The 23,214-nt window shown below is 70.3% G+C and carries 21 protein-coding genes and 1 pseudogene; 13 read left to right on the top strand and 9 right to left on the bottom strand.

Annotation, left to right across the window (positions count from 1 at the left end):
• Positions 1 to 501: 501 nt before the first annotated feature.
• The gene (locus BEN78_07665; protein ASR43270.1) at positions 502 to 810 is read left to right on the top strand and encodes a hypothetical protein; all 309 of its coding nucleotides are present in this window, start codon (positions 502 to 504) and stop codon (positions 808 to 810) included.
• On the opposite strand, the gene BEN78_07660 is transcribed toward BEN78_07665, so the two are convergent.
• Positions 780 to 1,574: a dioxygenase gene (locus BEN78_07660; protein ASR43269.1), complete on the bottom strand. Its 795-nt coding sequence runs from the start codon at positions 1,572 to 1,574 to the stop codon at positions 780 to 782. The genes BEN78_07665 and BEN78_07660 overlap by 31 nt on opposite strands.
• Before the next feature lie 105 nt (positions 1,575 to 1,679).
• Positions 1,680 to 2,660 (bottom strand): 6-aminohexanoate hydrolase, encoded by a 981-nt coding sequence (locus tag BEN78_07655; protein ASR45001.1) that lies wholly within the window; start codon positions 2,658 to 2,660, stop codon positions 1,680 to 1,682.
• 1,232 nt (positions 2,661 to 3,892) lie between these two features.
• On the opposite strand from BEN78_07655, the gene BEN78_07650 reads away from it, so the two are divergent.
• Entirely contained in the window at positions 3,893 to 4,660 is a 768-nt protein-coding gene (locus BEN78_07650) for a 3-oxoacyl-ACP reductase (GenBank protein ASR43268.1), read from the top strand.
• A 13-nt stretch (positions 4,661 to 4,673) separates the two neighbouring features.
• Here the strand turns inward: BEN78_07650 and BEN78_07645 are convergent, their stop codons facing one another.
• Together BEN78_07645 and BEN78_07640 are read right to left on the bottom strand one after the other, a co-directional pair.
• Positions 4,674 to 5,093 carry a hypothetical protein gene (locus BEN78_07645; protein ID ASR43267.1) on the bottom strand — a complete coding sequence of 140 codons (420 nt, stop codon included), beginning with the start codon at positions 5,091 to 5,093 and terminating at the stop codon, positions 4,674 to 4,676.
• A 20-nt stretch (positions 5,094 to 5,113) separates the two neighbouring features.
• Positions 5,114 to 5,755 (bottom strand): hypothetical protein, encoded by a 642-nt coding sequence (locus BEN78_07640; GenBank protein ASR43266.1) that lies wholly within the window; start codon positions 5,753 to 5,755, stop codon positions 5,114 to 5,116.
• Positions 5,756 to 5,872: 117 nt separating this feature from the next.
• Here BEN78_07640 and BEN78_07635 point away from each other — a divergent pair, with 117 nt between their 5' ends.
• The 7 genes from BEN78_07635 to BEN78_07605 all read left to right on the top strand — a co-directional run bounded on the left by BEN78_07635 (position 5,873) and on the right by BEN78_07605 (position 13,065).
• Positions 5,873 to 8,035 carry an ATP-dependent DNA helicase DinG gene (locus BEN78_07635; GenBank protein ID ASR43265.1) on the top strand — a complete coding sequence of 721 codons (2,163 nt, stop codon included), beginning with the start codon at positions 5,873 to 5,875 and terminating at the stop codon, positions 8,033 to 8,035.
• Positions 8,036 to 8,393: 358 nt separating this feature from the next.
• Positions 8,394 to 9,269: a BrkB protein gene (locus BEN78_07630; protein ASR43264.1), complete on the top strand. Its 876-nt coding sequence runs from the start codon at positions 8,394 to 8,396 to the stop codon at positions 9,267 to 9,269.
• Positions 9,270 to 9,332: 63 nt separating this feature from the next.
• Positions 9,333 to 9,614 carry a prevent-host-death protein gene (locus BEN78_07625; GenBank protein ASR45000.1) on the top strand — a complete coding sequence of 94 codons (282 nt, stop codon included), beginning with the start codon at positions 9,333 to 9,335 and terminating at the stop codon, positions 9,612 to 9,614.
• Positions 9,607 to 9,933 carry a plasmid stabilization protein gene (locus tag BEN78_07620; GenBank protein ID ASR43263.1) on the top strand — a complete coding sequence of 109 codons (327 nt, stop codon included), beginning with the start codon at positions 9,607 to 9,609 and terminating at the stop codon, positions 9,931 to 9,933. The genes BEN78_07625 and BEN78_07620 overlap by 8 nt, the downstream gene beginning before the upstream one ends.
• Positions 9,934 to 9,950: 17 nt before the next feature.
• Positions 9,951 to 11,678 carry a DNA primase gene (locus tag BEN78_07615; protein ASR43262.1) on the top strand — a complete coding sequence of 576 codons (1,728 nt, stop codon included), beginning with the start codon at positions 9,951 to 9,953 and terminating at the stop codon, positions 11,676 to 11,678.
• 10 nt (positions 11,679 to 11,688) lie between these two features.
• Positions 11,689 to 12,210, top strand: a complete 522-nt coding sequence (locus tag BEN78_07610) for a hypothetical protein (GenBank protein ID ASR43261.1) — start codon at positions 11,689 to 11,691, stop codon at positions 12,208 to 12,210.
• A 204-nt stretch (positions 12,211 to 12,414) separates the two neighbouring features.
• Positions 12,415 to 13,065 carry a hypothetical protein gene (locus BEN78_07605; protein ASR43260.1) on the top strand — a complete coding sequence of 217 codons (651 nt, stop codon included), beginning with the start codon at positions 12,415 to 12,417 and terminating at the stop codon, positions 13,063 to 13,065.
• Between the two features lie 23 nt (positions 13,066 to 13,088).
• On the opposite strand, the gene BEN78_07600 is transcribed toward BEN78_07605, so the two are convergent.
• From BEN78_07600 to BEN78_07590, 3 genes are all read right to left on the bottom strand, one after another.
• Complete coding sequence (locus tag BEN78_07600) at positions 13,089 to 14,411, bottom strand: MFS transporter (GenBank protein ASR43259.1); 1,323 nt, start codon at positions 14,409 to 14,411, stop codon at positions 13,089 to 13,091.
• Entirely contained in the window at positions 14,408 to 15,211 is an 804-nt protein-coding gene (locus BEN78_07595) for an exodeoxyribonuclease III (protein ASR43258.1), read from the bottom strand. Before BEN78_07595 ends, BEN78_07600 begins: the two co-directional genes overlap by 4 nt.
• A gap of 299 nt (positions 15,212 to 15,510) precedes the next feature.
• Positions 15,511 to 16,521 carry a cytochrome C peroxidase gene (locus tag BEN78_07590; GenBank protein ID ASR44999.1) on the bottom strand — a complete coding sequence of 337 codons (1,011 nt, stop codon included), beginning with the start codon at positions 16,519 to 16,521 and terminating at the stop codon, positions 15,511 to 15,513.
• 187 nt (positions 16,522 to 16,708) lie between these two features.
• Here BEN78_07590 and BEN78_07585 point away from each other — a divergent pair, with 187 nt between their 5' ends.
• From BEN78_07585 to BEN78_07570, 4 genes and pseudogenes are all read left to right on the top strand, one after another.
• The gene (locus BEN78_07585) at positions 16,709 to 17,368 is read left to right on the top strand and encodes an orotate phosphoribosyltransferase (GenBank protein ASR44998.1); all 660 of its coding nucleotides are present in this window, start codon (positions 16,709 to 16,711) and stop codon (positions 17,366 to 17,368) included.
• Between the two features lie 31 nt (positions 17,369 to 17,399).
• A complete protein-coding gene (locus BEN78_07580; GenBank protein ID ASR43257.1) occupies positions 17,400 to 18,038 on the top strand; it encodes a hypothetical protein in 639 nt (212 codons plus the stop codon).
• Positions 18,039 to 18,452: 414 nt separating this feature from the next.
• Positions 18,453 to 19,247 carry an undecaprenyl-diphosphatase gene (locus tag BEN78_07575; protein ID ASR43256.1) on the top strand — a complete coding sequence of 265 codons (795 nt, stop codon included), beginning with the start codon at positions 18,453 to 18,455 and terminating at the stop codon, positions 19,245 to 19,247.
• A gap of 266 nt (positions 19,248 to 19,513) precedes the next feature.
• Positions 19,514 to 20,340, top strand: a pseudogene (locus BEN78_07570) (hypothetical protein).
• 81 nt (positions 20,341 to 20,421) lie between these two features.
• Here BEN78_07570 and BEN78_07565 read toward each other — a convergent pair.
• Both BEN78_07565 and BEN78_07560 read right to left on the bottom strand, forming a co-directional pair.
• Entirely contained in the window at positions 20,422 to 21,039 is a 618-nt protein-coding gene (locus tag BEN78_07565; protein ID ASR43255.1) for a phosphatidylethanolamine-binding protein, read from the bottom strand.
• 36 nt (positions 21,040 to 21,075) lie between these two features.
• Positions 21,076 to 23,145, bottom strand: coding sequence for a hypothetical protein (locus BEN78_07560; GenBank protein ID ASR43254.1), 2,070 nt, complete (start codon positions 23,143 to 23,145; stop codon positions 21,076 to 21,078).
• Between the last annotated feature and the right edge of the window lie 69 nt (positions 23,146 to 23,214).

The following is a 23,214-nucleotide window of genomic DNA, read 5'->3' as shown; positions in this document are numbered from 1 at the left end:
GAGCATGCCCAGGCTGCCCTCCCTCGTTCGTTAGGACGGGTTAGGTGGGGGACCATCGCTCTGATCGCCGCGCATGCCGGGCTCGCCCCATCCCAGCCTTCCACCCGTGAAGGGGCGCAATGCCCCGCCAGCGGGGGAAGGGAGACAAGCGCACGACGCGTCCATCGGCGTTGGGAGGACACAGGCGCCACGTGCCGCCATGCTTGCGCGCGGCATGCGCTCGTGCCCTCCCCGTGTACGGGGGAGGGTTGGGTGGGGGCCATCGCTCCGATCTCCACGCACCATGAGCTTGCCCCCATCCCGGCCTTCCCCGCGAGCGGGGGAAGGAGACAAGCGCCCGGCGCGCTCATCAGCGGTGAAAGGACACAAGCACCACGTGCCGCCATGCGCGCGCGGCATGCGCTCGAGCCCTCCCCGTGTACGGGGGAGGGTTGGGTGGGGGCCATCGCTCCGATCTCCACGCACCATGAGCTCCCCCATGTCCCACCTCGCAATCGCACGATGACCGCACCGGCGCTGCAGCGGTACGCGAACCGGCACGGTGACAGCGGCGTCACCGCCTACGCGATCGACGGCGACGCGATCGCCGTGGAGTTCGGGCACGGCCCGGTCTATGTCTACACGCGCCGCGACATCGGCGCTCGGCACTTCGTGGCGCTGTGCGCGGCTGCGCAGGCCGGCCGCGGGCTGTCGACCTGGATCAGCCAACACGTGCAGTCGCACTACGCCGCGCACTTCGACGACCGCGCCGCCTGGCGCGCCTGGCGAGCCGGCGGGTCTCAGGCCTCGCCGTCGCCGTCGAAGCGGTAAAGGTCCATCGCCAGAAACCCCATGTCGATGCCGGCCTCGATACGCAGCGCGCCGAGCCGGTCGCCACCGGCTGCGCCCATGGCCACGAACAGCGGCAGCAGGTGCTCATCGGTCGGATGCGCCTGCGCCGCGAAAGGCGCCTGCCGGCGGTAGTCGAGCAGCGCCGGCAAGTCATCGGCACGCAGCCGTGCTTCGATCCAGTCAGTGAACGGCCGCACGTACGGCGCTTCGCTGCCGTCGCGGCCACGCCAGTCGTGCAGGTTGTGGGTGATGCTGCCCGAGCCGATCACCAGTACGCCTTGCGCGCGCAGCGGCGCCAGCGCGCGTCCGAGCGCGAGCGCATGTGCCGGACCGAGCGCGGGCTGGATCGACAGTGGCACCACCGGGATATCGGCCTCGGGATGGAGCAGGCGCAGCGGCACCCAGACGCCATGGTCGAGCCCGCGCTGCGGATCGACCTGCGCGGGCAGCCCGGCCGCGCCCAAGCGCGCAGCGATATCCTGCGCGAGCGCCGGGTCCCCCGGCGCCGGATAACGCAGGGCATACAGCGCCTCCGGGAAGCCGCCGAAGTCGTGGACGGTCTGTGGCTGCGCGGCGCCACCGACCTGCGGCCGCGCCGCCAGCCAGTGCGCGGACGCCACGACGATCGCGCGCGGCCGCGGCAGGTCGCGCGCCAGTTCGGCCAGCCGCACGCCGACCCGACCGGGCGACAGCGCGGTCATCGGCGAGCCGTGGGAGACGTACAACGCGGGCAGCGGGGCCATGGAACGCACCAAGAAGCAGAGAACGCCTCTCACGATGGGCGTCGGCCACGGCGTGCGGAAGCGGCGGTGCCACGACGCATCGTCGCAGCCATGCAACGCTGGCGGTCAGGCCGCCTGCGTCGCGACGATGCGCTCGAGCAGCACCAGCAGATCGGCCAGGTGCCCGGATCCCGCCGGCGTGCGCTCATCGGAGGTCATGACGACGGTCAGCGCCAGCGTCGGCACGATGAACAGCATCTGCCCGCCATGGCCCCAGGCATAGCGCACCTCGTGCCCGCCGACGCGCCGAGCGAACCAGCCATAGCCGTAACCGTCGCCGGTGTAGATCGAGCGCGTGCGCGGTTGCCAGGACTGCGCGATCCAGGTGCCCGGCACCAACTGCGCGCCGGCCGCGCTGCGCCCGTGATTGCGGTAGAGCTCGCCGAAGGCGAGCAGCGAGCGCGGCGTCATCGCCATCTGGTTGCCGCCGAAGTGGATACCTTGCGGATCGCGGTCCCAGGACGCGATCGAAAAGCCGGCCTGCGGTTCCAGCCACTCACGGGCAAGCTGCAGCGTCGGCTTGCCCGACACCTGCACCAAGATCGCCGACAGCAGATGCGTCGATCCGGTCGAATACAGCATGCCGCCGCCAGGCACATCCACGAACGGCTGCGCCAGCGCAGCGCGCACCCAGTCACGTTGCGCGACCCAGGCGCCGTACTGGCGACCGGACGTCGGCCGCAGCCCGGCCTGCATCGACAGCAGATGGCCGATGGTCACCTGCGCCATCCGCGGATCCGGCGCCTCGGGCAGGCGATCGGCGAGCAGCGGCGCGATCGGCTGGTCGACGCCCTCGAGCAGACCACGCTCGATCGCGATGCCCACCAGCGCCGAGACCACGGACTTGGACGCCGACTTGATGTTGGCCGGACGCGCCGGCGAGGCGCCGTGGTAGCCGCGCTCGGCGAGCACGGTGCCGTTTCGCGCGACGATGACCGTACGCAGCGGCGCCAACGCCGCAGCCTCGTCGAGCACCGCCGCCAGGCGCGCATCCTGCGCCGCCGCCAGCAGCGGCGATACCAGCAGCAGGCAGACCAACAGCAACATCGAGGGCAGACGGCGGGACGACATGGCCCGGGCAGTATCCCGCGCGAGCACGCAGCACGCCACACACGGCGATGCGCCCCGGCTCACCGCGTTCGACCCGGTTGCCCCTGGCAGTACCTAGATCGAAAATGGCGGAACATGTTCGGCGACCCAACCACTGTTCATAGCTGCGACGGCGGCAGCGGCGGCAAACCCGGCGACGTTGCTTGCGGCAACCCCAACCCTGTCGACGTCGAAGCGAGGCCATCGGCATGAAAGCGCTGCCCGCCGTGATCTTGCTGACGACGATCAGCCTCTCGGCCTGCACTGGAAGACTGCCCTTCCAGCCACCGCTGGCGGCCTTTCAGGCCTGGCAGAAGCCGGGGGCTTCGCGTCTCGATACGAAGAAAGCCCTGCTGGAATGTGGCATGCCGCACCCACACACCGCCTCGCTTCCCCCAAACGATGTGCGGACACCCAACCAGCAGGCCGAGGCCGAGAGTTGCCTGCTCGCCGCGGGGTACACCATGACGGAACAGTCCCCGCGCTGGTGCACACTCCAGCCGGAACTGCCCGCCTGCCAGCCTGGCGTGGAACCGCTCGCCCCAGCGTCGAACGGCGCCTGGGCAGTCACTACTGTCGGGCCCGCCTGGATATGGCGTACTGCAGAAAAACCGCGAGCAACCCCTCCGCTTGTACAGAAGGGCCGGTCGATCCGGAATGCCTGCCGTAAACGCCAGCCGCTGCTAAACCCTGTCTGCCAAGGCATTGCGGCGGTCCCGTGGCCGTATCGTGCCTTGGAGGTTGAGGCATTGGTCGAGGCGGCTTTGGCGCATCTCGGCGACATCGAGGTGCGGTTCAGCAACGCCGGCATCCTGGTCGAAGGCACTGCGGGCGCCAACGCTCTGGAGGATTGGATCGGGATCGTTGCGGTCCGACCGACAGGCATGTTTCCTGGGCGCAGAACAGCACTGCAATACCTCAAGCAGCGCAAGGCTCGTCAGCACCGCATCAGCCTCCGGTCTGGGAGGCCGCAGCACGGCCACCTACAACGCGGTCAAAGGCGGCGTCATTGACCAGCGCGCCACGCCACGACGATCGCGCGCGATCGCCTGCGCGGCGCCAAACCGTCCAGGAGCCCCGACCCCGCAGAATCGCCAATCCAGGCTGTAGCTCCCCCCCCCGTTGCGATTCACCATGGTTCGACCGCGGCAGCGCTACGGTGCGCGTCCACCCCACGCAGGAGACCATCCATGCGATTCGACGACAAGGTCGTGATCGTCACCGGTGCAGGCTCAGGCATCGGCGCGGCGACCGCGCGCGCGTTTTCCGAGGCCGGCGCTCACGTCGTGCTGGCCGACCTCGATCAGGACGAGCTCGATACGATCGCCGCCACGCTGCCGCAGGACCGCACGCTGGTCCATCGCCTCGACGTGTCCCGCCCCGACGAGGTCGACGCGATGGTCGAAGCGGCGGTGGCGCATTTCGGCGGCATCGACGTGCTGTTCAACAACGCCGGCATCCTGGTCGAGGGCACCGCGGACGCGACTGCACTGGAGGACTGGAACCGGATCGTCGCGGTGAACCTGACTGGCGTCTTCCTGGGCGCAAAGGCCGCGCTCCCGCATCTCAAGCAACGCAAGGGCTGCATCGTCAACACCGCGTCGGTGTCGGGCCTGGCCGGCGATCGCGGCATGGCGGCCTACAACGCGGTCAAGGGTGGTGTGGTCAACCTGACCCGGGCGCTGGCGATCGACCACGGCCGCGACGGCGTGCGCGTCAACGCGGTCTGCCCCAGCTTCACGCGCACCGGCATGACCGCCGACATGCAACAGGACGAGGCCACTGTGCAGGCGTTCCTGGACCGTATTCCGCTCGGTCGGCTTGGCGAGCCGGTCGACATCGCGCGCGCAGTGCTGTTTCTGGCCAGCGACGACGCCGGTTTCGTGACCGGCGTGAACCTGCCGGTGGACGGCGGCGTGTCGGCCTCGAACGGGCAACCGCTGTTCGAGACCGACTGAGCGCCCAGAAGCGCTAGTCGGCAGGCGCGGTCTGCGCCGCCGGCAGACCGGCCCGCCGTTCGAAGCAGGCCCGGCCGGCTCCGTGCGGCCACTCGGCGCGCAGCCCAGGTTCGACTTGGCGCAGCGGATCGCGGTTGTCGGTGGCGAAGTGCGCGCACAGTTCCATGCGACCGGGCGCGAGCACGCGATAGTCGTAGGGGGCCCCTGTGCCCGGGTCCACGCGGCGCAGATCGGGCCCGTCAATCGCAGTGAGCGTGTCCGGCAGAACACCGTCGCGTTCGAGTTGTTGCGTGGCCGCCTGCTCGATCCGCCGCAGATCGTGCACGCGCGCCGCATCCATGCGGGCCTGCCGCTGCGCGGACGGCGAGCCGATCAGCAACATCGCGGTCGCAACGGCGGCCACGCTCGCCATCCCGCCAACGACGATCAGCACCCGACCCAGTATCGGCGCGCTCACGACACCGCCTCATCGCTGCGCAGGTCGAGCAAGTAGAACGCGAACACCGCGCCGGCGATCGCGCCGACCACCGCGACCTTCAGGACGAAGCGCACCGTCAGCTCTCCGCCAAGCACGTTGTAGACAAGCGCGATCGCATCGCCAATCAGTACCGCCGCGGCCAGGAACAGTGTCATGTAGGTCAGCCAGCGCCGCACCGGCGACAGCCGCTTGAGGGGATCGCGCGCCAACTCGCGCGAGAGCCGGTGGGCGAGCCAGGCGAACGCAGGGAAGGCGATCAGCAGCGCGGCCGATGCGCTGCGCATCGACGCGCCCATCCGCTGCACCCGGTACTCAGGATCGGTGGGATCGGGAAACGCGTAAGCGATCAGGTCGAACGTCAGGCTGCCCAGTTGCCAGACCCAGACGTAAAGCGTGGCGAACAGCAGCAGATACCAGAACGCATCGCGCGCCGACAGCGACGGCTGCGGCCGCGGCACCGGCACGACGAACGGCACCGTGGCCCAGGCGCGCAGCGCACCGTCGATCTGCGCCTGCGGCCAACCGGCGGCCGCCAGTGCCTCCGCGGTCTGCATGCGGGTCGCGCCGCGCGCCAGCGCGTCACGCACGCAGGCGTCCAATGTCGGGTTCGATGCCATCGCGGTCCTCGTCCGCAGTTGCCGGCGGCACTCTAGCAGGCTACCGACGCAGCCGTTCAGGTCCACCGGCGCGGTACTGCGCTCAATCGGTGCGACCGGCCGTGGGACAATGCGCGCATGGGCGAACCCGAACTCCAGCCGCCGGCCCGGCCCGCGGCCGACGCGCCGCCGCGCGTCCTCACCGAGGCGCTGAAGGCCGACATCCGCGCCGCGTACGCGAAGCTCCAGGCCAACACGCCCGGCTTCAGCACGCGTCGCTCGCAGAGCGCGATGATCGGGCTGGTCTCGCGCGCGCTCGCGACCTCGGGCGGCATCGGCGTGGCCGAGGCACCGACCGGCGTCGGCAAGTCGCTCGCCTACCTGACCGCCGGCGTGCCGATCGCGCTGGCGACAAAGAAAAAGCTGGTCGTGAGCACCGGGACGGTCGCATTGCAGTCGCAGTTGGTCGAGCGCGACATTCCCGCGTTCCTCGCCGCCACCGGACTGGAAGCGAAGGTCGCGCTGGCGAAGGGCCGCACCCGCTACCTGTGCACCCGCAACGCGGCCGAACTGCACGCCGAGCACAGCCAGGGCACGTTGCTGCCGGGCGACGCCGGTCCCGATGAGGGCGGCGACTTCGAGCGCCAGCTCTATGACCGCCCGCTGGCGCCGCACGAAGTCGATGCCGCGCACCGTCTGCTCGAAGCGCACGCCGACCGGCTGTGGGACGGCGACCTCGATGCCGCGCCCGAGCCGGTGTCGCCTGCGCTGCGCGCGCGCATCACCACACCGGCCTCGGGCTGCGCAGGGCGTCGCTGCAGCTTTGCCCAACAATGCCCGGTGCTGCGTGCGCGCACCACCGTGCGCGATGCGCAGATCGTAGTCACCAACCACGCGCTGCTGCTGTCGTCGCTGGCGATGGGCGATGTCGAGAACGGCCAGCCACTACTGGCACCGCCGAGCGAGATGCTGCTGGTGCTCGACGAGGGCCATCACGTGGCCAACGTCGCGATCGACCAGGGCGCCGCGCGCCTGCCGCTGGCCGACATGGCCAAGCGCACCGGTCGCATGCAGATCCTGATCGCGGGCAGTTACCGGCTGGTCGACAAGGAGAAGATCGGCACGTTGCTGCCCAACGAGGCGATCGAACTGGCGGTGCGGGTGTCGAAGGCGCTCAAGGCCTTCCAACTGGAGGTGGATCGGGTCTGGCAGCCCGAGCCGGGCGAGCGCGAGCCGATGTGGCGCGCGCCGCTGGGTCGGCTGCCGGACGACTGGGCACCAGCGATCGAGACACTGGCCGAGGACACCCGCGCACTGCTCAACTGGGTGCATGCCGCGCAGCAGGCGGTCGCGCGCGCCAAGCAGGACGATCCGGCGCGCGAGAAGCTGCAGCGCAGCCTGGGCATGGCACTGGAGATGGTCGAGCAGCAGCACGACCTGTGGGCTGGCTGGCGCCGAGAAGACCGCGACGGCACACCGCCGATGGCGCGCTGGGTCACCGCGACGCGCGAAGGCGATCTGGCACTGCACTGCTCGCCGGTCTCGGCCGCGCATGTGCTGCGCACACTGCTTTGGAAGGAGGTCGATTCGGTCGTGATGACCTCGGCCACGCTGACCGGCGGCGGCGACTTGCAGTCGTTCGCGATCGACACCGGCCTGCCCGATCACGCCGAGACTGCATCGCTGCCCTCCCCGTTCGATCTACCGCGCCAGGCGCAACTGGTGGTGCCGCCGTTCCCGGTGCCACCCGACGACCGCGAGGGCCATCCCAAGGCGGTCGCCGAGTGGCTGGCGCGCGAGCTGGACTGGAAGAAGGGCAGCATGGTGCTGTTCACTTCGCGCTGGAAGATGGAAAAGGTCGCTGAACTGATGCCCGCCTCGCGCCGCGGCGCGATCCAGCTGCAGAGCGCAGGCAACAAGTCGCAGGTCGTCGCCGCGCACCTGGAGCGTGTCGCCGCCGGTAAGGGCTCGGTGCTGTTCGGGCTCAACTCGTTCGGCGAGGGCCTCGACCTGCCCGGCGAGGCCTGCACGACGGTCGTGATCACCCAGGTGCCGTTCGCGGTGCCGACCGATCCGCAGACCGCGACGCTCGGCGAATGGCTCGAGGCCCGTGGCCTGAATCCGTTCAACCTGATCGCGGTGCCGCACGCGCTGCGTACGTTGACCCAGTTCGCCGGCCGCCTGATCCGCACCTCGAGCGACACCGGCCGTGTGGTGATTCTCGACTCGCGACTGCTGACCCGCCGCTACGGCAAGCGCATCCTCGACGCGCTGCCGCCGTTCGAGCGCGTGATCGGCTGAGCACGACCGCGTGCGAAGCCGTACGCATGGCACACCATGCGCGCGCATCTGTGCACCGCCCTCGCTTGCGGGGGCGGTCGACGCGCATCGCGCGTCGGGTGGGGTACGCACTTGCGACACCCCCGCGGCCATTGAAACAAAGCGCGTTCATCACGCCTCCCTACGCCGGCATGACTAGAGTGACGGCCACGCCGGAAGGGCGCCTCGCGCAGCCCGTCGTCCAGCCCCGATCACGACCGACCGCATGAACGCACCCATCCCACCGCCGTCTTCTTCGCCCGACACCACCGACGCCGCACCCGTGCCCCATACGCGCTGGTCGCGTGCGCGCCGGCGTCTGGACAGGACAGTCGAACGCGTGGAGGACAGCGTGCCGGCCACGCTGGTCAAGCGCTTCATCGATGCCGACCTGCTGACCCAGGCTGCGTCGCTGTCGTTCTACACGCTGATCTCGCTGGCACCGCTGCTGGTGCTGGTGCTGTGGATCACCGCATCGCTGTATCCCCCGGCGCAGGACGCCCTGCTCGATCAGATCGGCGAGCTCGCCGGCGAGGGCGCACGGACCGTGGCCGGCACGGTGATCCAGAACGCCAACGAGCAGCCCGATGTCGGCTCGCTCGCGGGCCTGTGGAGCACGCTGCTGCTGTTCGTCGGCGCGACGGTGGTGTTCGCGCAGTTGCAGGGCACGCTGAACCTGATCTTCAAGACCGACAGCGGCCACATTCCCGGTGGGTTGAAGGCGTTCCTGCGCAAGCGCGTGTTCTCAGCGGGCGTGGTGTTCGCGCTCGGCTTCCTGGTGCTGGCCTCGACCCTGCTGACCACCGCGGTCGAGGTGATCTTCGCCAACGTGCCGACGGTGCTGCCGCTGATCGGCAATTCGCTGATGCTGGTGCTCTACTCGCTGGCGTTCGCATTGCTCTATCACTACCTGCCCGACCGGCGCGTGCGCTGGCGCCAGGCGCTGTTCGGCGGCCTCATCACCTCGGTGCTGTTCGTGTTCGGACGCTGGGCCATCGGGCTGTACATCACCCACGCCGCACCAGGCAGCGCCTACGGCTCGTTCGGGACCCTGGTGATCCTGCTGATCTGGATGTACTACGCGGCGACGATCTTCTTCGTCGGCGCGCTGATCACCGCAGTCGTCGACGAGCGCCTGCGCCGGGCGTCGGTCGACCGCGCGCTGCGCAAGCGCGCCGAGCGGCAGGCGGCTGGAACAGGGGTCAACGCGGGCTGAAGGGCACACGCCAGTCGAGACGCGATCGGACTATACTTGGACCAAATTCAGTCCTCGAGGACGATCGCCATGACCGAATCCGTCATCAGCCTGAGCGACTTCAAGTCCGAGGCCAGCCAATGGCTCAAGCAGCTGCAGGAGGACCGGCAGGCCGTGATCCTGACGCAGAACGGGCGCGGCGCCGCCGTGGTCCAGAGCTACGAGAGCTATCAGCGCCAGCAGCAGAGCCTATTGATGATGAAGCTGGTCGCGCAGGGCGAAGCCGACCTCCGCACAGGTCGCACCCAGCCGCAGGACGAGGTCTTCGCCGAGCTCCGCGCCCGGCTGGACGCCCGGCATGGCTGACCGTGCGGTCCGCTGGACGCAGACCGCCAAACACGATCTGTCCGCCATCGTCGACTACATCGCCGCCGAAGATCCGCAGGCGGCGCTGGCGGTGCTGGACACACTGCAGCAGCACGCCGCCTCCCTGGAAAACCACAGCGAGCGGGGACGCATCGTGCCCGAGCTCGGCGACGCCGGTCTCTCGCAGTACCGGGAGCTGGTGGTCAAGCCGTGGCGGGTCCTCTATCTGCCGGGCATCGATGCAGTGCATGTCGTTGCGGTCCTGGACAGCCGCCGCGACCTGCAGACGCTGCTGCTCGAACGCTTGATGCGCTCCTGACATGATGCGCTCCTGACATGGCCCGCATCCCTGACGCTTTCATCGACGACCTGCTCGCCCGGACGGACATCGTCGAGGTGATCAATGCGCGCGTGCCGCTCAAGCGGCAGGGCAAGGAGTATTCGGCGCGCTGCCCGTTCCACGACGAACGCTCGGCCAGCTTCACCGTCTCGCCGACCAAGCAGTTCTACCACTGCTTCGGCTGCGGGGCGCACGGCACTGCGATCTCGTTCCTGATGAACTACGACCGCCTCGAGTTCCTCGATGCGGTGGACGAGTTGGCCAAGCGCGCCGGCATGGAGATCCCGCGCGAGACGACCCAGCGCGAGGCGCGGCCCGACAGCGCGCCGATGTACGAGGCGCTCGAGGCCGCGACCCGGTTCTTCCGGCGGCAGTTGGCCGGCAGCGACAAGGCGCGCGACTACCTCGACCGCCGCGGCGTCGACGAGGCGACACGCGAGCAGTTCGCAATCGGCTATGCGCCGGACGGCTTCTCGGCGCTCAAGGACGCGCTGGGCAAGGACGATGCACGCCGCATCACGGTGCTCGAGAAAGTCGGCCTGCTGTCGAAGAACGAACGCGGCCACAGCTACGACAAGTTCCGCGACCGGGTGATCTTTCCGATCCATGATCGCCGTGGCCGGCCGATCGCGTTCGGCGGCCGGGTGCTGGCGGCCGAGGACTCGCCCAAGTACCTCAACTCGCCCGAGACGCCGCTGTTCCACAAGGGCCGCGAGCTCTATGGTCTGTGGCAGGTGCGCCAGGCCAACCAGAAGATCGAGCGGCTCGTGGTCGTGGAGGGCTACATGGACGTGGTCGCGCTGTTCCAGCACGGCCTGCCGCAGGCGGTCGCCACCTTGGGCACGGCGACCACACCCGACCACGCCGAGCTGCTGTTCCGCAACGCGGCCGATGTGTACTTCTGCTTCGACGGCGACGCCGCCGGCCGGCGCGCAGCAACGCGCGCGATGGAATCGGTGCTGCCGCGCATGCGCGACGGCCGCCAGGCGTTCTTCCTGTTCCTGCCCGACGGCGAGGACCCGGACACCATCGTGCGCCAGGAGGGCGTGCAGGGCTTCGAGGCGCGACTGGCGCAGGCCACACCGTTGTCGACGTTCTTCTTCGACACCATCGGCGATGGCATCGCGCTGTCGACGCTCGACGGCAAGGCCCGACTGGCCGAGCGCGCCAAACCGATGCTGGCGCAGATTCCCGACGGCGCCTTCGCCGATCTGATGCGCCAACGGCTGACCGAGTTGACCGGACTGGGCCGGCCTGCGGCATCGGCGCCCATAATGCCGACCCGCATGCCGCGCGGTGGACGCGCGGTGCCGGCGCCACGACGCAGCCTGGTGCGCCACGCGATCGCGCTGTTGCTGCAGAAGCCGGCCATGGCCGCGACACTGCCGCCGCCGTACCCGTTCGTCGCGCTGCAGCAGCCGGGCATCGATCTGCTGACCGAGCTGATCGCGGTGGCCAGCGTGCGCCCGGACATAAGCACCGGCTCGCTGCTCGCCCACTTCGACGGCCGCGACGAGGCGACGGCGCTGCAGAAACTTGCCAGTCAGTCGCTGCCGGGCGACGAGGCGACCTGGGAGATCGAGTTGCGCGACGTCGTTGCCCAGCTCGACCGGCAGGTGCTGCAGCAGCGCATCGACGATCTGCTGGCCCGCCAGCGCGAGGGCGCGCTCGATGCCGCCGGCAAGCAGACGCTGCGCGAACTGCTGAGCCAGCGCGCGGGATGATCCATCCGAGATGGCACGCGCGTCCGAGCACGGCATGATCGAGGACCTGCAGGTGGTGCTGCACAACGGGCGGCGCCGCTCGCCGCAGCGCCCCCTGTCCGACGTGCCGCTGATGGCGCAGGCGACATCGTCCGAGTACGCCGTCGTCGCGTTCGAGTGGTATGCGCAGGGCCATCGCCACACACGCGCCTGTGATGCGCAGACACAGTGGATGATCCGCGCACCGGATGGGGCGTCGCTGGTGGTGTTGCAGGATTACCGTGCCCACGGACCCGATAACGTCCTCGTGCTGTCGCCATGCGGCACGCCGTTGCGCAGGATCGAGAACCCCTATCCGCAGCTGCCCGACGCTCACCCGCAGGCCGATTTTTGGTTCGAGGACATCCGCTGCGACGGCGGACACGTCGTCCTGAAGGTGTTCGCGATCTGGATGCATCCCATTCACCGCAGGCCGGCCATGCCGAGCTACGACGCGATCTACGATCCTGCAACCTGGACGTGCCTGTCGCTGCAATGGCGGCCGATGCTGTGACCCGGCAAGGAACGCGCGGCCGTCCGGCGATGCCAACGCATTATCGACGCGCTCTTAACTCCAGCGCTGGTCTGATCCGCCGCGGGGATCATCGGCAACGCCACGCGGGCGCAACGCGCCTGTCGTCGGCCCTGCCTTGTCACGACGACGGCCGAAGTCCGCACAGACGGGTCCGGCCAGGTCCCCGCTGTCTCCCTCCACAGGATGTTTGCCATGCGTTTCACGACCCGACCCCACCTGCGCCACGGCGCGACCGCCCTGCTTCTCGCGGGCCTGCTCGCCGCGGGCTGCGCGAAGATCGACACACCGCCCACGTTGGTCAAGCCGTTGCACATCGACCTGTCGGCGCCCGTCGCCGAGCAGGTGGACCTGGCCTGGCCGCAGCGCGACGGCGCGCTTGCCAGCGAACACACGATCGCACAGGCGCGCCAGGTCACGTTGCGGCTGCCCGACGGCCGGCAGTTGACGGTGCCAGCCGAGCGGGTCGCGTTCCGCCAGCAGGATGGCATGCTCGCCAGCGTCAACATCGAGCCCAGCGGCGCCGGCGGCGAGCACACCGCCGCGTTGAATCAGGTGCGCGGCCTGCTGGAGGACAATCGCCTGCTCGACCCGACGCTCGCCCACCAGCTCGACGGCTGGGCGGTCGCCGGCGGCGCCCCGCAGACCGCGCGCGTCGTGATCCGCGACGTGGACGTGCAGGTGGGTCTGCGTCCGGACCGCCGAATCGGCTGGCAGAGCACGCTCGACTTCGCACCGCGCACCTGCCAGATGCCGGCCGGGCTCGATGGCGACCCGGATGCCTGCCTGCATACCCCTCCGGCAACCGACGGCGCACTCGCCGACGTGCAGGGCTGAGCCACCACGCAGCGACACCGGTCCTAGGGGCCGGCGTCGCCCTGCGTACCGGCCGCGGCGTCATCGCCGAGCCGCACGCGCGGCTTGAGCCAGAAGAACAGCAGCAGCGCCGGCGCCGCAACGACCGCGGTGATCACGAAGTAGACCGCGTAGCCCTCGGTGACTTCGACAATCCAGCCCGAAAAGAACCCCAGCAGCTTGCCGGGCAGCATGATCAGCGACGAAAACAACGCGTACTGCGTGGCGGTGTAGCGCTGATTGACCAGCGCCGACATGTACGCGACCGCCACCGTGCCGAGGAAGCCCTGCGCCAGATTCTCGCCGGAGATCACGATCGTGAGCCGGGTCAGGTCGCCGTCGGCGCCGATCAGCGCCAGATACAGCAGGTTGCTTGCCGCACCCAGCACGATGGCCACGAACAGCGGCCACTGCACGCCCCAGCGCGCGACCGCGACGCCGCCCAGGAACGCACCGGCGATGCCGATCCAGATGCCATACACCTTGGTGACCGCCGCAATCTCGGTCTTGGTGAACCCCTGGTCGAGATAGAACGGGCCGATGATGCCGCCGATCAGCGCCTGGTCGGAGATCTTCATCGCCAGGATGAACAACAGGATCGCCAGCGCGACCTTGCCGCCGAAACGGCGGAAGAAATCCGCGAACGGCTCGACCACGCCTTCGCGCAGCCCCTGCGCCCAGTTCTGCGCACGCACGCGCACCACGTCGGGCTCGCGTGCGAGCAGGCAGGCGATGATCGGTAACACCATACAGGCCGCCATCGCGCGGTAGACCATGGGCCAGGCGACATGGTCGGCCAGCACCAGCGCCAGCGCGCCGGTCACGATCAGCGCGATGCGATAGCCCAGCGAATAGGTCGCCACGAGCGCGCCCTGCGCATTGGCTGGCGCGATCTCGACGCGATAGGCGTCGACCGCGATGTCGAGCGTCGCGCCCGAGAACGCGACCAGCAGCGTCAGCGCGACGAACAACGCCAGCGGCCCGGTGCCGACGGCCGCCATGCCCAGCAGCCCGGCCATCACTGCCAACATCGCCAGCAACAGCCAGCCGCGCCGCTGGCCCAGGCGCCCGAGCAGCGGCAACCGCCAGCGATCGACCAGCGGTGCCCACAGGAACTTGAATGAATACGCCATGCCGGCGCTGGCAATCATCGTGATGTCGCGCAACTCCATGCCGCCTTCGCGCAACCAGTAGGCAAGCGTGCCGGCGACGAGCAGAAACGGCAGGCCCGACGCGAAGCCGAACAGGAACATCGTCCGCGCCGCGGGCTGGGTGAAGGCCTGCCAGATCGATGGCTTGCCGGCGCGCGCCGGCGCAGCGGCGCTCACGCGCGATAGTCCACGACGAGCGGCGCGTGGTCGGAGAAGCGCGGTTCGGCGTGGACGGCGGCGGCCTGGATGCGATCGCGCAGCGAGGGCGTGACGAACTGGTAGTCGATGCGCCATCCCACATTGTTGGCCCGCGCCGCGCCGCGGTTGCTCCACCACGTGTACTCGGCGGCTTCGGGCCGCAGCACGCGCAGCGCGTCGAGCCAGCCGGTCGCCGGCGGATCGCAGAGGCCATCGCCGCAGGCATCGGCAATCATGCCGTTGAGCCAGGCGCGCTCGGGCGGCGTGCAGCCGGAGTTCTTCTGGTTGCTCGTCCAGTTGCGGATGTCGTTGCGGCTGCGCACGATGTTCCAGTCGCCGCACAGCACGTAGTCGCGGCCACTGGCGAGCCATTCGTCGAGGATCGGCCGCAACCAGGCCATGACCTCGAACTTGAAGCCCTGGCGCAGATCGCCCGACGAGCCGGACGGGATGTAGAACGAGACCACGCTCAGGTTGCCAAAGCGCGCCTCGATGTAGCGGCCTTCCTCGTCGAACGGCGCCCAACCCAGCGCGGTGCGCACCTCGTCAGGCTCGCGCCTGGCATAGATCGCGACTCCGCTGTAGCCCTTCTTGGTGGTCGCATCGCGAAACCAGGCCTTGTAGCCGGCCGGCAGAAACTCGGGGCCGGCGAGCTGGTGCTCCTGGGCCTTGGTCTCCTGCACGCACAGCACATCGGCGTCCTGGGCAGCGAACCAGTCGAAGAACCCCTTGCGGGCGGCCGAGCGCAGGCCATTGGCGTTGAAACTGATGATTCTCATGGCGCGAAGGGTAACCGACACGCGGCCCGCAGTCCGCGCGGTCGCCACCTCCTCCGCACGCGGAGGAGGTCGATGCGCGCAGCGCATCGGGTGGGGGCACGGGCCCTGCGCAGCCGGCCCCCGCCCCCATCCCAACCTTCCACCTGTGAAGGGCGCAATGCCCCCAAGCGGGGAAGGCGCAAGACACAGCACGCGGGCTTTTCCACAAGCGAGGACGGACGACGCGAGGCGCACCACACGCACCTCCCCCGCACGCGGGGAGGTCGACGCGCGCAGCGCGTCGGGTGGGGGCGCGCGGCCTATTCCGGGCGCGGCGTCGTCGCCGTGCTCGGCGGCAGCAGCGGATAGGCGATGTCGGGCTGCTGGCCGGTCAGGGTGCGCAGGAATGCGGCGATCGCGGCCACTTCGGCGGTCGCCAGTTCGCGGCCAAGCTGACTGGTGCCCATGATCGCGACTGCCTGCTCCAGATCCCAGACCTGGCCGCTGTGGAAGTACGGCGCGGTCAGCTCGACATTGCGCAGCGGCGCGGCGCGGAACACGTATTCGTCGCTGGCGGTCTGGGTGACCGCGAAGCGCCCCTTGTCGCCCTCGGGCAGAATCTCCGCGCCGGGCCGGGCGATGACGCCGAATGGGAAGTACGCTTGGCCACCGAAATTCGCGCCGTTGTGGCATGCCGCGCAGCCACTGTCGACGAACAACCGCAGGCCGCGTCGTTCGGTGGCATCGAGGGCCGCGTCTTCGCCACCGAGCCAGCGGTCGAAGCGTGCGTGCGGGGTCACCAGCGTGGCTTCGAAGGCTTCCAGTGCAAGCGCCATGTTGTCGAAGCTCACCGGCGCGGCGTCGCCGGGAAACGCCGCGGCGAACAGCGCGACATAGCGCGGCATGCTCAGCAGGGTCTCGACCACGCGCTCGGGCGTGTTGTTCATCTCCACGCTCGCCTGCACCGGCCCCTTCGCCTGCTCGGCGAGATCGGCGGCGCGGCCGTCCCAGAATTGCGCGGCATTGAACACCGCATTGAAGACCGTCGGCGAGTTGCGCGGCCCGCGCTGCCAGCCGTGGCCGATCGAGACCGGCACATTGTCGGCGCCGCCGGTGCCGATGTTGTGGCAGGTGTTGCAACTGATGATGTGGCTGCGCGAGAGCCGCGGCTCGAAGAACAGCATGCGGCCCAGCTCAAGCCGTTCCTCGGTGATCGCGACACCGCGCACCTGCGCCGGCACCACCCCCACTGTGCCGAACAGGGCCGCCGCGGTGGCGCGCAAGCCGTCGTCGTCGTCGCGTTGCGCCAGTGCGGCGCTGCCTGCGCCCAGCGCGAGGGCGACCGCAGCCGCCACGCCTACCACCCATCCCGTCCGCATCGTCCCGCTCCATTTCCATGACGCGTCGAGAATGCGCGGCATCGCCATCGTCGGCATTGATCGCGCGCAACGGCGCACCGATGCGACCGCGCGTGTTGCCTTACCATTTCGGCTTTCCGTCCCTTTCGCCAGGCCGCCGATGTCCGACCACCGCACCCGCTTCCTGCAACTCGCCTTCGACGTGCAGGCGCTGCGCTTTGGCGAGTTCACGCTCAAGTCCGGCCGTGTCAGCCCGTATTTCTTCAATGCCGGTCGCTTCGACTCGGGCGCGGCCCTGGCGACGCTGACACGCTGCTACGCCGATGCACTCGATGCGGCCGGGCTCGACTTCGACCTGCTGTTCGGGCCGGCCTACAAGGGCATTCCGCTGGCGAGCGCGCTGGGCGTGGAGTACGCACGCCGCGGGCGCGACCTGCCCATCACCTTCAACCGCAAGGAGGCCAAGACCCACGGCGAGGGCGGCACCTTGATCGGTGCATCGCTCGACGGCCGCCGGGTGCTGATCGTCGACGATGTGATCACCGCCGGCACCGCGATCCGCGAAGCGCTGGGGCTGATCGACACGGCCGGCGGACGGGTCGCGGGCATTGCGATCGCGCTCGACCGCCAGGAGCGCCTGACCGACGACGATCCGCGCTCGGCCGCCCAGCGGGTGGCCGACGAACAGGGCGTGCCGGTGGTGTCGATCGCCGGGCTGTCGGACCTGCTTGCGTTCGCGGGCGAAAACGCGACACTGGATGCCGAGCGCGACCGCCTGCTGGCTTACCGGTCGCGATACGGAAGTGGCCCGGCGCGCTGATGGCCCGCCAGCGCCCCGGGGGAGGGACACGATGACGTTGCAGGGACTTCTGGCCGCCGCACTGTCGCTCGCCGCCGCGGCCGCCGGGGCGCAAACCGCCGCGCCCGACCGCAAGGTGTACTGCTGGGACGAAGGCGGTCGCCGGGTCTGCGGCGATGCCCTGCCCGCCTCGGCGGTGAATGCCGCGCGCACCGAGATCGACGCGCGCAGCGGCGTGCGCACCGCCGAGATCGGCCGCGCGCTCACCGATGAGGAGCGCAGTGCGGCCGAAGCCGCGCAGGTACAGGCGCAGCGCGAGGCCGAAGCACGCGGGGTGCTGCAGCGGCGGGAACTGGCGATGGTGGAGGCCTACGCGACCGAAGCCGACCTGCGGCGCGCCTACGGCGAGCGCATCGTGCTGGTCGAAGAAGCGATCAAGACCTCGCACCTGGGCATCGCCAACCTGCGCGCGAGCCTGCTGTCGCTGCTGCGCCAGGCCGCCGATCTGGAACTGCGCGATGCGCCGGTCGACGCGACACTGATCGCCGGCATCCGCGCCCAGCGCGCGGATCTGGAGCGCCAGACCGCAGTGCTCGAGCAGCAATTGGCCGACCAGGCCGCGCTCGGCGGCGATCTGCGCGCGGCGCTGGCCCGCTATCGCGAGCTCAAGCAACCGGCGGTGCGGGACTAGCAGCGCGGGGCTGGCCCCCACCCGGCGCGCGAGCGCGCCGACCTCCCCCGCGAGCGGGGAGGTGTGCTTTGCTCAAGCGTCCCGCGCTGCGATCGTCCCGCACACAACGATGCGCGCGTGTAGCGTCGACCTCATGCTCATGTCCTTGCGCGGAGCTTTGAGCCCTCCTCCGCAGCGCGGCGGGTTGGGTGGGGGAAGCGGTTCGGGGCATGTACGCGCAAGGCGATGCGTGAAAGCCCGCGCCCCCACCCGGCGCCGGTGGCGCCGAGCTCCCCGCGAGCGGGGAGGGACCAGGCCGGACGCGCCGATGTCCCGCACAGGCGAGAAAGGTGACATGCGCGCGCGGCGCGGGTTTGGCCCCGCCCGGATCGGGCGCGTATGCTGCCCGCCCCCACCGCTGCACCGTGAGTCCCTGTGTCCGACCCGATTTCCGCCCTGCTGCTCGGCATCATCGAGGGGCTCAGCGAGTTCCTGCCCATCTCCAGCACCGGCCACCTGCTGATCGCCCAGCACTGGCTCGGCGCGCGCTCGGATTTCTTCAACATCATCATCCAGGCCGGCGCGATCGTCGCGATCACGCTGGTGTTCCGCCAGCGCATCTGGAGCCTGACCACCGGCCTTGGCGAACGCGCCAACCGCGACTATGCGATGAAGCTGGCGCTGGCGTTCCTGGTCACCGCGCTGGTCGGCCTGCCCGTGCGCATGGCCGGCTGGGAGCTGCCCGAGACCGTCACGCCGGTGGCTTGGGCGCTGGTGATCGGTGGGCTGTGGATGATCGTTGCCGAGCGCCTGGCCGAACGCAGGCCCGACCGCAGCGATGTCACCTGGACGGTCGCGGTGCTGGTGGGCCTGGCGCAGGTTCTGGCCGGCGTGTTTCCCGGTACCTCGCGCTCGGCGGCGGCGATCTTCATCGCGATGCTGGCCGGCCTGAGTCGGCGCTCGGCGGCGACGGAGTTCGTGTTCCTGGTCGGCATCCCGACGATGTTCGCGGCCAGCGGCTATGCGTTCCTGGAGTTGTGGCTGGACCAGGGCCTGGGCGAGGAAGCCTGGGGCGATGTCGCGATCGCCTTCGTCGCCGCGATGGTGACCGGCTTCATCGTGGTCAAGTGGTTGCTCGGCTACATCAAACGTCATCGCTTCACCGGCTTTGCGCTCTACCGCATCGCGCTCGGCCTGGGCCTGCTGCTGTTGATGCCGTCGGGGGTCTGAAGCGGGGCTTTCGGGAGGGCCCGTGCCCCCACCCGGCGCGCGGAGCGCGCCGACCTCCCCCGCAGGCGGGGAGGTGGTACGTGCGATTTGGTGCTCCCTCGGGCGGGGGAGGTGGTACGCGCGATTTGGTTCTCCCGCAGGCGGGGAAGGCGATAGGCGCGATCTGGCGTGGCGGACATCGCCGGCGCAGACCGGCGTCCACGCAGCGCGTTCAGGCGAGCCGGTTAAGCTTGCGCACATCCGTTCGTCCGACAAGGAGACTCCCGATGCGTCGTGCACTGCCGCTGCTGCTGCCGTTCGCCCTGATCGCCTGCTCGCCGGCCACCTCGCCGCCCGATGGCGCCGCGACGCCGGATGCGCAGGCGGCGGCCGCCGACCTGCCGGATGCTGCGCCGGCCGACCACACAGCCACGCTCGGGCCTATCACTGGCGTCTGGTGGACGCGCGTTCGGGCACGGGGGCCCGGATCGACGGATTGCTCGCGGAAGGTGGCGAGCCACTGCAGCTGGATTTCCGCGATGGCGGCGTCCAGGTCCGCAACGCCTGCAACAACATGAGCGCGAACGTGGCGCTCGACGACGACCGCATGACCGTCGACCAAGTGATCTCGACCATGATGGCCTGCCAGGACGCACGGCTGCAGACGCTCGAGCGCGAGATCGGCCAGCGCCTGCCCGGCACCCATCGCATCACCATCGCAGGGGGCGAAACCCCGCGGCTGACGCTGCAGACCGACGGCGGCGATGTGCTGACGTTCGAAGGCACGCCCACGCCCGCCACGCGCTACGGCAGCGCCGGCGAGCAGGTGTTCCTGGAGATCGCGCCCGAACGCGTGGCCTGCAGTCATCCGCTGATCCCCGATCACCGCTGCCTGCAGGTGCGCGAGGTGCGCTATGACGCCGACGGCGTACGTGTGCCTGGCGACGCGCCGTGGATGCCGCTGTACCAGGAGATCGAGGGCTTCACCCACGAAGACGGCACGCGCAACGTCGTGCGGGTGCAACGCTTCGATGTGACCGACCCACCGGCCGATGCGCCGGCGCAGGCGTATGTGCTCGACATGGTGGTCGAATCGGAGACCGTCGCGCGCTGAGCGCGACGGTATCGGGGCGTGCGCAACGACGCGCGCCCCGATACGCCGATCTCCGCCTGAGGCCGGGGTGCCGCGCGGGCCTCAGGCCGGCGTGGCGCCCGGATGCAGTGCGTAGCTGCCCCACACGGTCGCCTCGGCCAACACATGGCCCTGGATCGCACGCTGCACATCGCCGGCGGTGAAGCGCTCGGGCACGTCGAGACGGTCGACGTCGAGCGCGAACAGGCGGAAGAAATAGCGATGCGTGCGCAGGTCGTTGGGCGGCGGGTACGGACCGTCGTAGCCGAACCAGTCGCCGGCCATGTCGGCGTCGCCTGCGAACCAGCCGGTGTAGTCGTTCAGACCCTGACGCGCACCGGCCGGTCCCGGCGGTCGCCGCTTGCCGCCCGGGGTCACGCCTTCGCTGGCGCTGCCTGCCTCGATCGCGCGCAGTTCGGCCGGCAGGTCGACGACCGCCCAGTGCACGAACGTGCCGCGCGGATGCGCGACCGGAATCTCGACATCGTCGCGACCGGCCAGCGACGGGTCGGTCGGTGCATCGGGATCCAGGCACAGCAGCGCGAACGAACGCGTACCGGCCGGGACCTCGTCCCAAGCCAGGTGCGGATTGCGGTTGCCGCCGAAGCCGTCGGGCGTGCCCGCGGCGAACGCCGCCGGAATCGGTTGGCCGGGCGCGAAGCTGTCGCTGTGGATGCGCATGGTGTCGTCTCCTGCGTGGCGGAATCGGGGCGGCGGTCAGGCCTGCGGATAGCCCAGGCGCACTGCGACCGGGGTCAAGGCGGCGATCGGGCCGGCCAGCGCGTCGGTGTACGCACGCCAGCGTCCGGCAGGCAGGCGATCGGGGCCGAGCGCCTGCGGCGGCGGCACCGGGAAACCATCGAGCGCCAGGGCCTCGCCGAGCGCGGCGGACACCGCCATCGGATCGGCGGCCGGTGCGTCGGTGCGCACGATCGTGACCGGCATCAGCTGCTGCTCGATGAGGTCGGCGAACTGCGCCAGATGGCGGGCCAACCAGTCCGCCGCGCCCTGGGCGTCGTCCACCCGCATGGTCAACGCAGTGCCGAACGCCAGCCATTCGAGCAGCATGTCGCGCGGATCGCGCAGCGCCAGCAGCAAGCGCGCCTGCGGCAGCTCGGGCCGCAGCGCCAGCAGCCAGGCGTTGTCCCACCACGGCAGCCAGTCGACGATCGCGCCGTCGCCGGCATCGCGTGCCGGTAGCTGGGTGCGCCAGCTGTCGACGATCTGGCGCGCGGTGAACTCGCCCGCGGCGAGCCGGGCCGGCACGCGCGTGTCCTGGAAGGCGTCGGCGACCGGGCCGGCGAAGCGGTCGGCGCGGAACTGCCGCACCGCCTGCCGCAGCAGGCCGGCGACACGATCGACCTGGGCGCCGGGCGGTCCGTAGAGGAACACCGCCGGCGGTTGCGGTGCCAGAGACTCGGCGACCGGCGGCCACTGCGCCGGTGCGGCGGTTGGCTCTGGCGGTGCGCTCGCCGCAGCGCTGGTATCGACGCTGACCGCGGTCCAGGTCGCGACCGCATCGGCGTGGCGGCCGGCGGCGTCCTGGGCCAGGCCGACCCAGCGGCGCAGCATCAGGCGCGCAGCGTCGTGTGCGGTCGCCTGCAGGCCTTCGGCAAAGGTCACCGCCGCGTCCGGGTCGCGCGCGAGCAACTGGTTGAACAGGAATTCGTTGGCCGCGGCATGACCGGGCTGCAGCGCGGTGACCGCGCGCGCGACCGCTTCGGCCGCCTCCATATCACCCGCGCCGGTCTCCAGCGACAGGCGTGTCTGCAGCGCCGGCAGGTGATCGGGACGGCGGGCGTTCCAGCGCTCGACGATGCCGCGCGCGGCTTCGCCGGCGAACGGCTCGAACGCCAACCGCGCAAGCCACAGATGATCGTGCTCGGGGCCGGCTGCGAGCGCGGCATCGAGCGTGCTGCGGGCGTCGTCCGCAGCGTCGGTCCGGCTCCACAACTGGACCAGCGCATTGGTCGCGCGGCGCGACTCGGGATGCGCGGCGAATGCGGCATGCAGCAACGGCGCGGCGCGTTCGGGACGCCCGGCCTCCAGTTCGAGCTCGCCGCCGAGCGTCTGCCACGCCGGGGTGACCTGCGCCGGATCGGCCAGGATCTCGGCGATCACGTCGGCGGCATCGGCAGGACGGCCCTGCTGCAGCACGATCTGCGCCAGCAACCCACGCAGCGGCGCCTGGCCGGTCTGCTCGATCACGCGGCGGAACGCCTGCTCGGCGAACGCCAAGTGGCCGGCCGCGAGATAGCCGAAGGCCAGCGCGTGCAGCACCTGCAGGTCCTCGGGCGCTTGGCTGGAGGCGTGCGACAGCAGGCCCAGGGCGCGGTCGTGGTCGCCGCGACGCGAGGCGATCGCGCCGGCAAGCATCGTCGTCCACGGGTGCTCGGGCGCCACGCGCTCGGCCAGCTTCTGCTGCTGCTCGGCTTCGTCGAGATCGCCGCGGCCGATCGCCATCTGCGCGCGCATCACATAGGCGCCGAACTGGTTGGGATCGAGCGCGACGGTCTGCGACAACGCCGCCTGCGCGGCCTCCAGATCACGCGCGTCGAGCAGCATGCCCGCACGCAGGAAGTGCAGCTCGGCCTCATCGGGCGCATCGGCGAGCGCGGCATCGATCGCGGCCAGCGCACCGTCGCGATCGCCGGCCGTGCGCAGCGCGAGTGCGGCGGCGCGCAGCAGGCCGACATCGCGGGGCGTATCGGCCAGGGCCTGGCGCGCGAGCGCGGCGGCGTCGTCATGGGCGCCGCGGCGCAGGGCATCGAGGATCTGTTGCTGCATGCTGGTGCCGGCGTAACGCCGTCCGTCTGGCTGGGCCGGCCATTGTAGCGGGCCATCTGCTGACGGCCG

Source organism: Xanthomonas citri pv. mangiferaeindicae, assembly GCA_002240395.1.
Classification (GTDB): domain Bacteria; phylum Pseudomonadota; class Gammaproteobacteria; order Xanthomonadales; family Xanthomonadaceae; genus Luteimonas; species Luteimonas citri_A.
The sequence above is the reverse complement of the archived record's forward strand: the minus strand, read 5'-3'. Positions and strand labels throughout refer to the sequence as shown.

Coding starts and splice junctions, on each gene's coding strand:
- BEN78_07565 (ASR43255.1), bottom strand. CDS start 21,039: ATGCGCATCCACAGCGACAGCTTCGCGCCCGGCCAACCGATTCCGGCG.
- BEN78_07595 (ASR43258.1), bottom strand. CDS start 15,211: ATGAGAATCATCAGTTTCAACGCCAATGGCCTGCGCTCGGCCGCCCGC.
- BEN78_07660 (ASR43269.1), bottom strand. CDS start 1,574: ATGGCCCCGCTGCCCGCGTTGTACGTCTCCCACGGCTCGCCGATGACC.
- BEN78_07605 (ASR43260.1), top strand. CDS start 12,415: ATGTTTGCCATGCGTTTCACGACCCGACCCCACCTGCGCCACGGCGCG.
- BEN78_07610 (ASR43261.1), top strand. CDS start 11,689: ATGGCACGCGCGTCCGAGCACGGCATGATCGAGGACCTGCAGGTGGTG.
- BEN78_07665 (ASR43270.1), top strand. CDS start 502: ATGACCGCACCGGCGCTGCAGCGGTACGCGAACCGGCACGGTGACAGC.
- BEN78_07640 (ASR43266.1), bottom strand. CDS start 5,755: ATGGCATCGAACCCGACATTGGACGCCTGCGTGCGTGACGCGCTGGCG.
- BEN78_07585 (ASR44998.1), top strand. CDS start 16,709: ATGTCCGACCACCGCACCCGCTTCCTGCAACTCGCCTTCGACGTGCAG.
- BEN78_07615 (ASR43262.1), top strand. CDS start 9,951: ATGGCCCGCATCCCTGACGCTTTCATCGACGACCTGCTCGCCCGGACG.
- BEN78_07560 (ASR43254.1), bottom strand. CDS start 23,145: ATGCAGCAACAGATCCTCGATGCCCTGCGCCGCGGCGCCCATGACGAC.
- BEN78_07580 (ASR43257.1), top strand. CDS start 17,400: ATGACGTTGCAGGGACTTCTGGCCGCCGCACTGTCGCTCGCCGCCGCG.
- BEN78_07635 (ASR43265.1), top strand. CDS start 5,873: ATGGGCGAACCCGAACTCCAGCCGCCGGCCCGGCCCGCGGCCGACGCG.
- BEN78_07620 (ASR43263.1), top strand. CDS start 9,607: ATGGCTGACCGTGCGGTCCGCTGGACGCAGACCGCCAAACACGATCTG.
- BEN78_07655 (ASR45001.1), bottom strand. CDS start 2,660: ATGTTGCTGTTGGTCTGCCTGCTGCTGGTATCGCCGCTGCTGGCGGCG.
- BEN78_07650 (ASR43268.1), top strand. CDS start 3,893: ATGCGATTCGACGACAAGGTCGTGATCGTCACCGGTGCAGGCTCAGGC.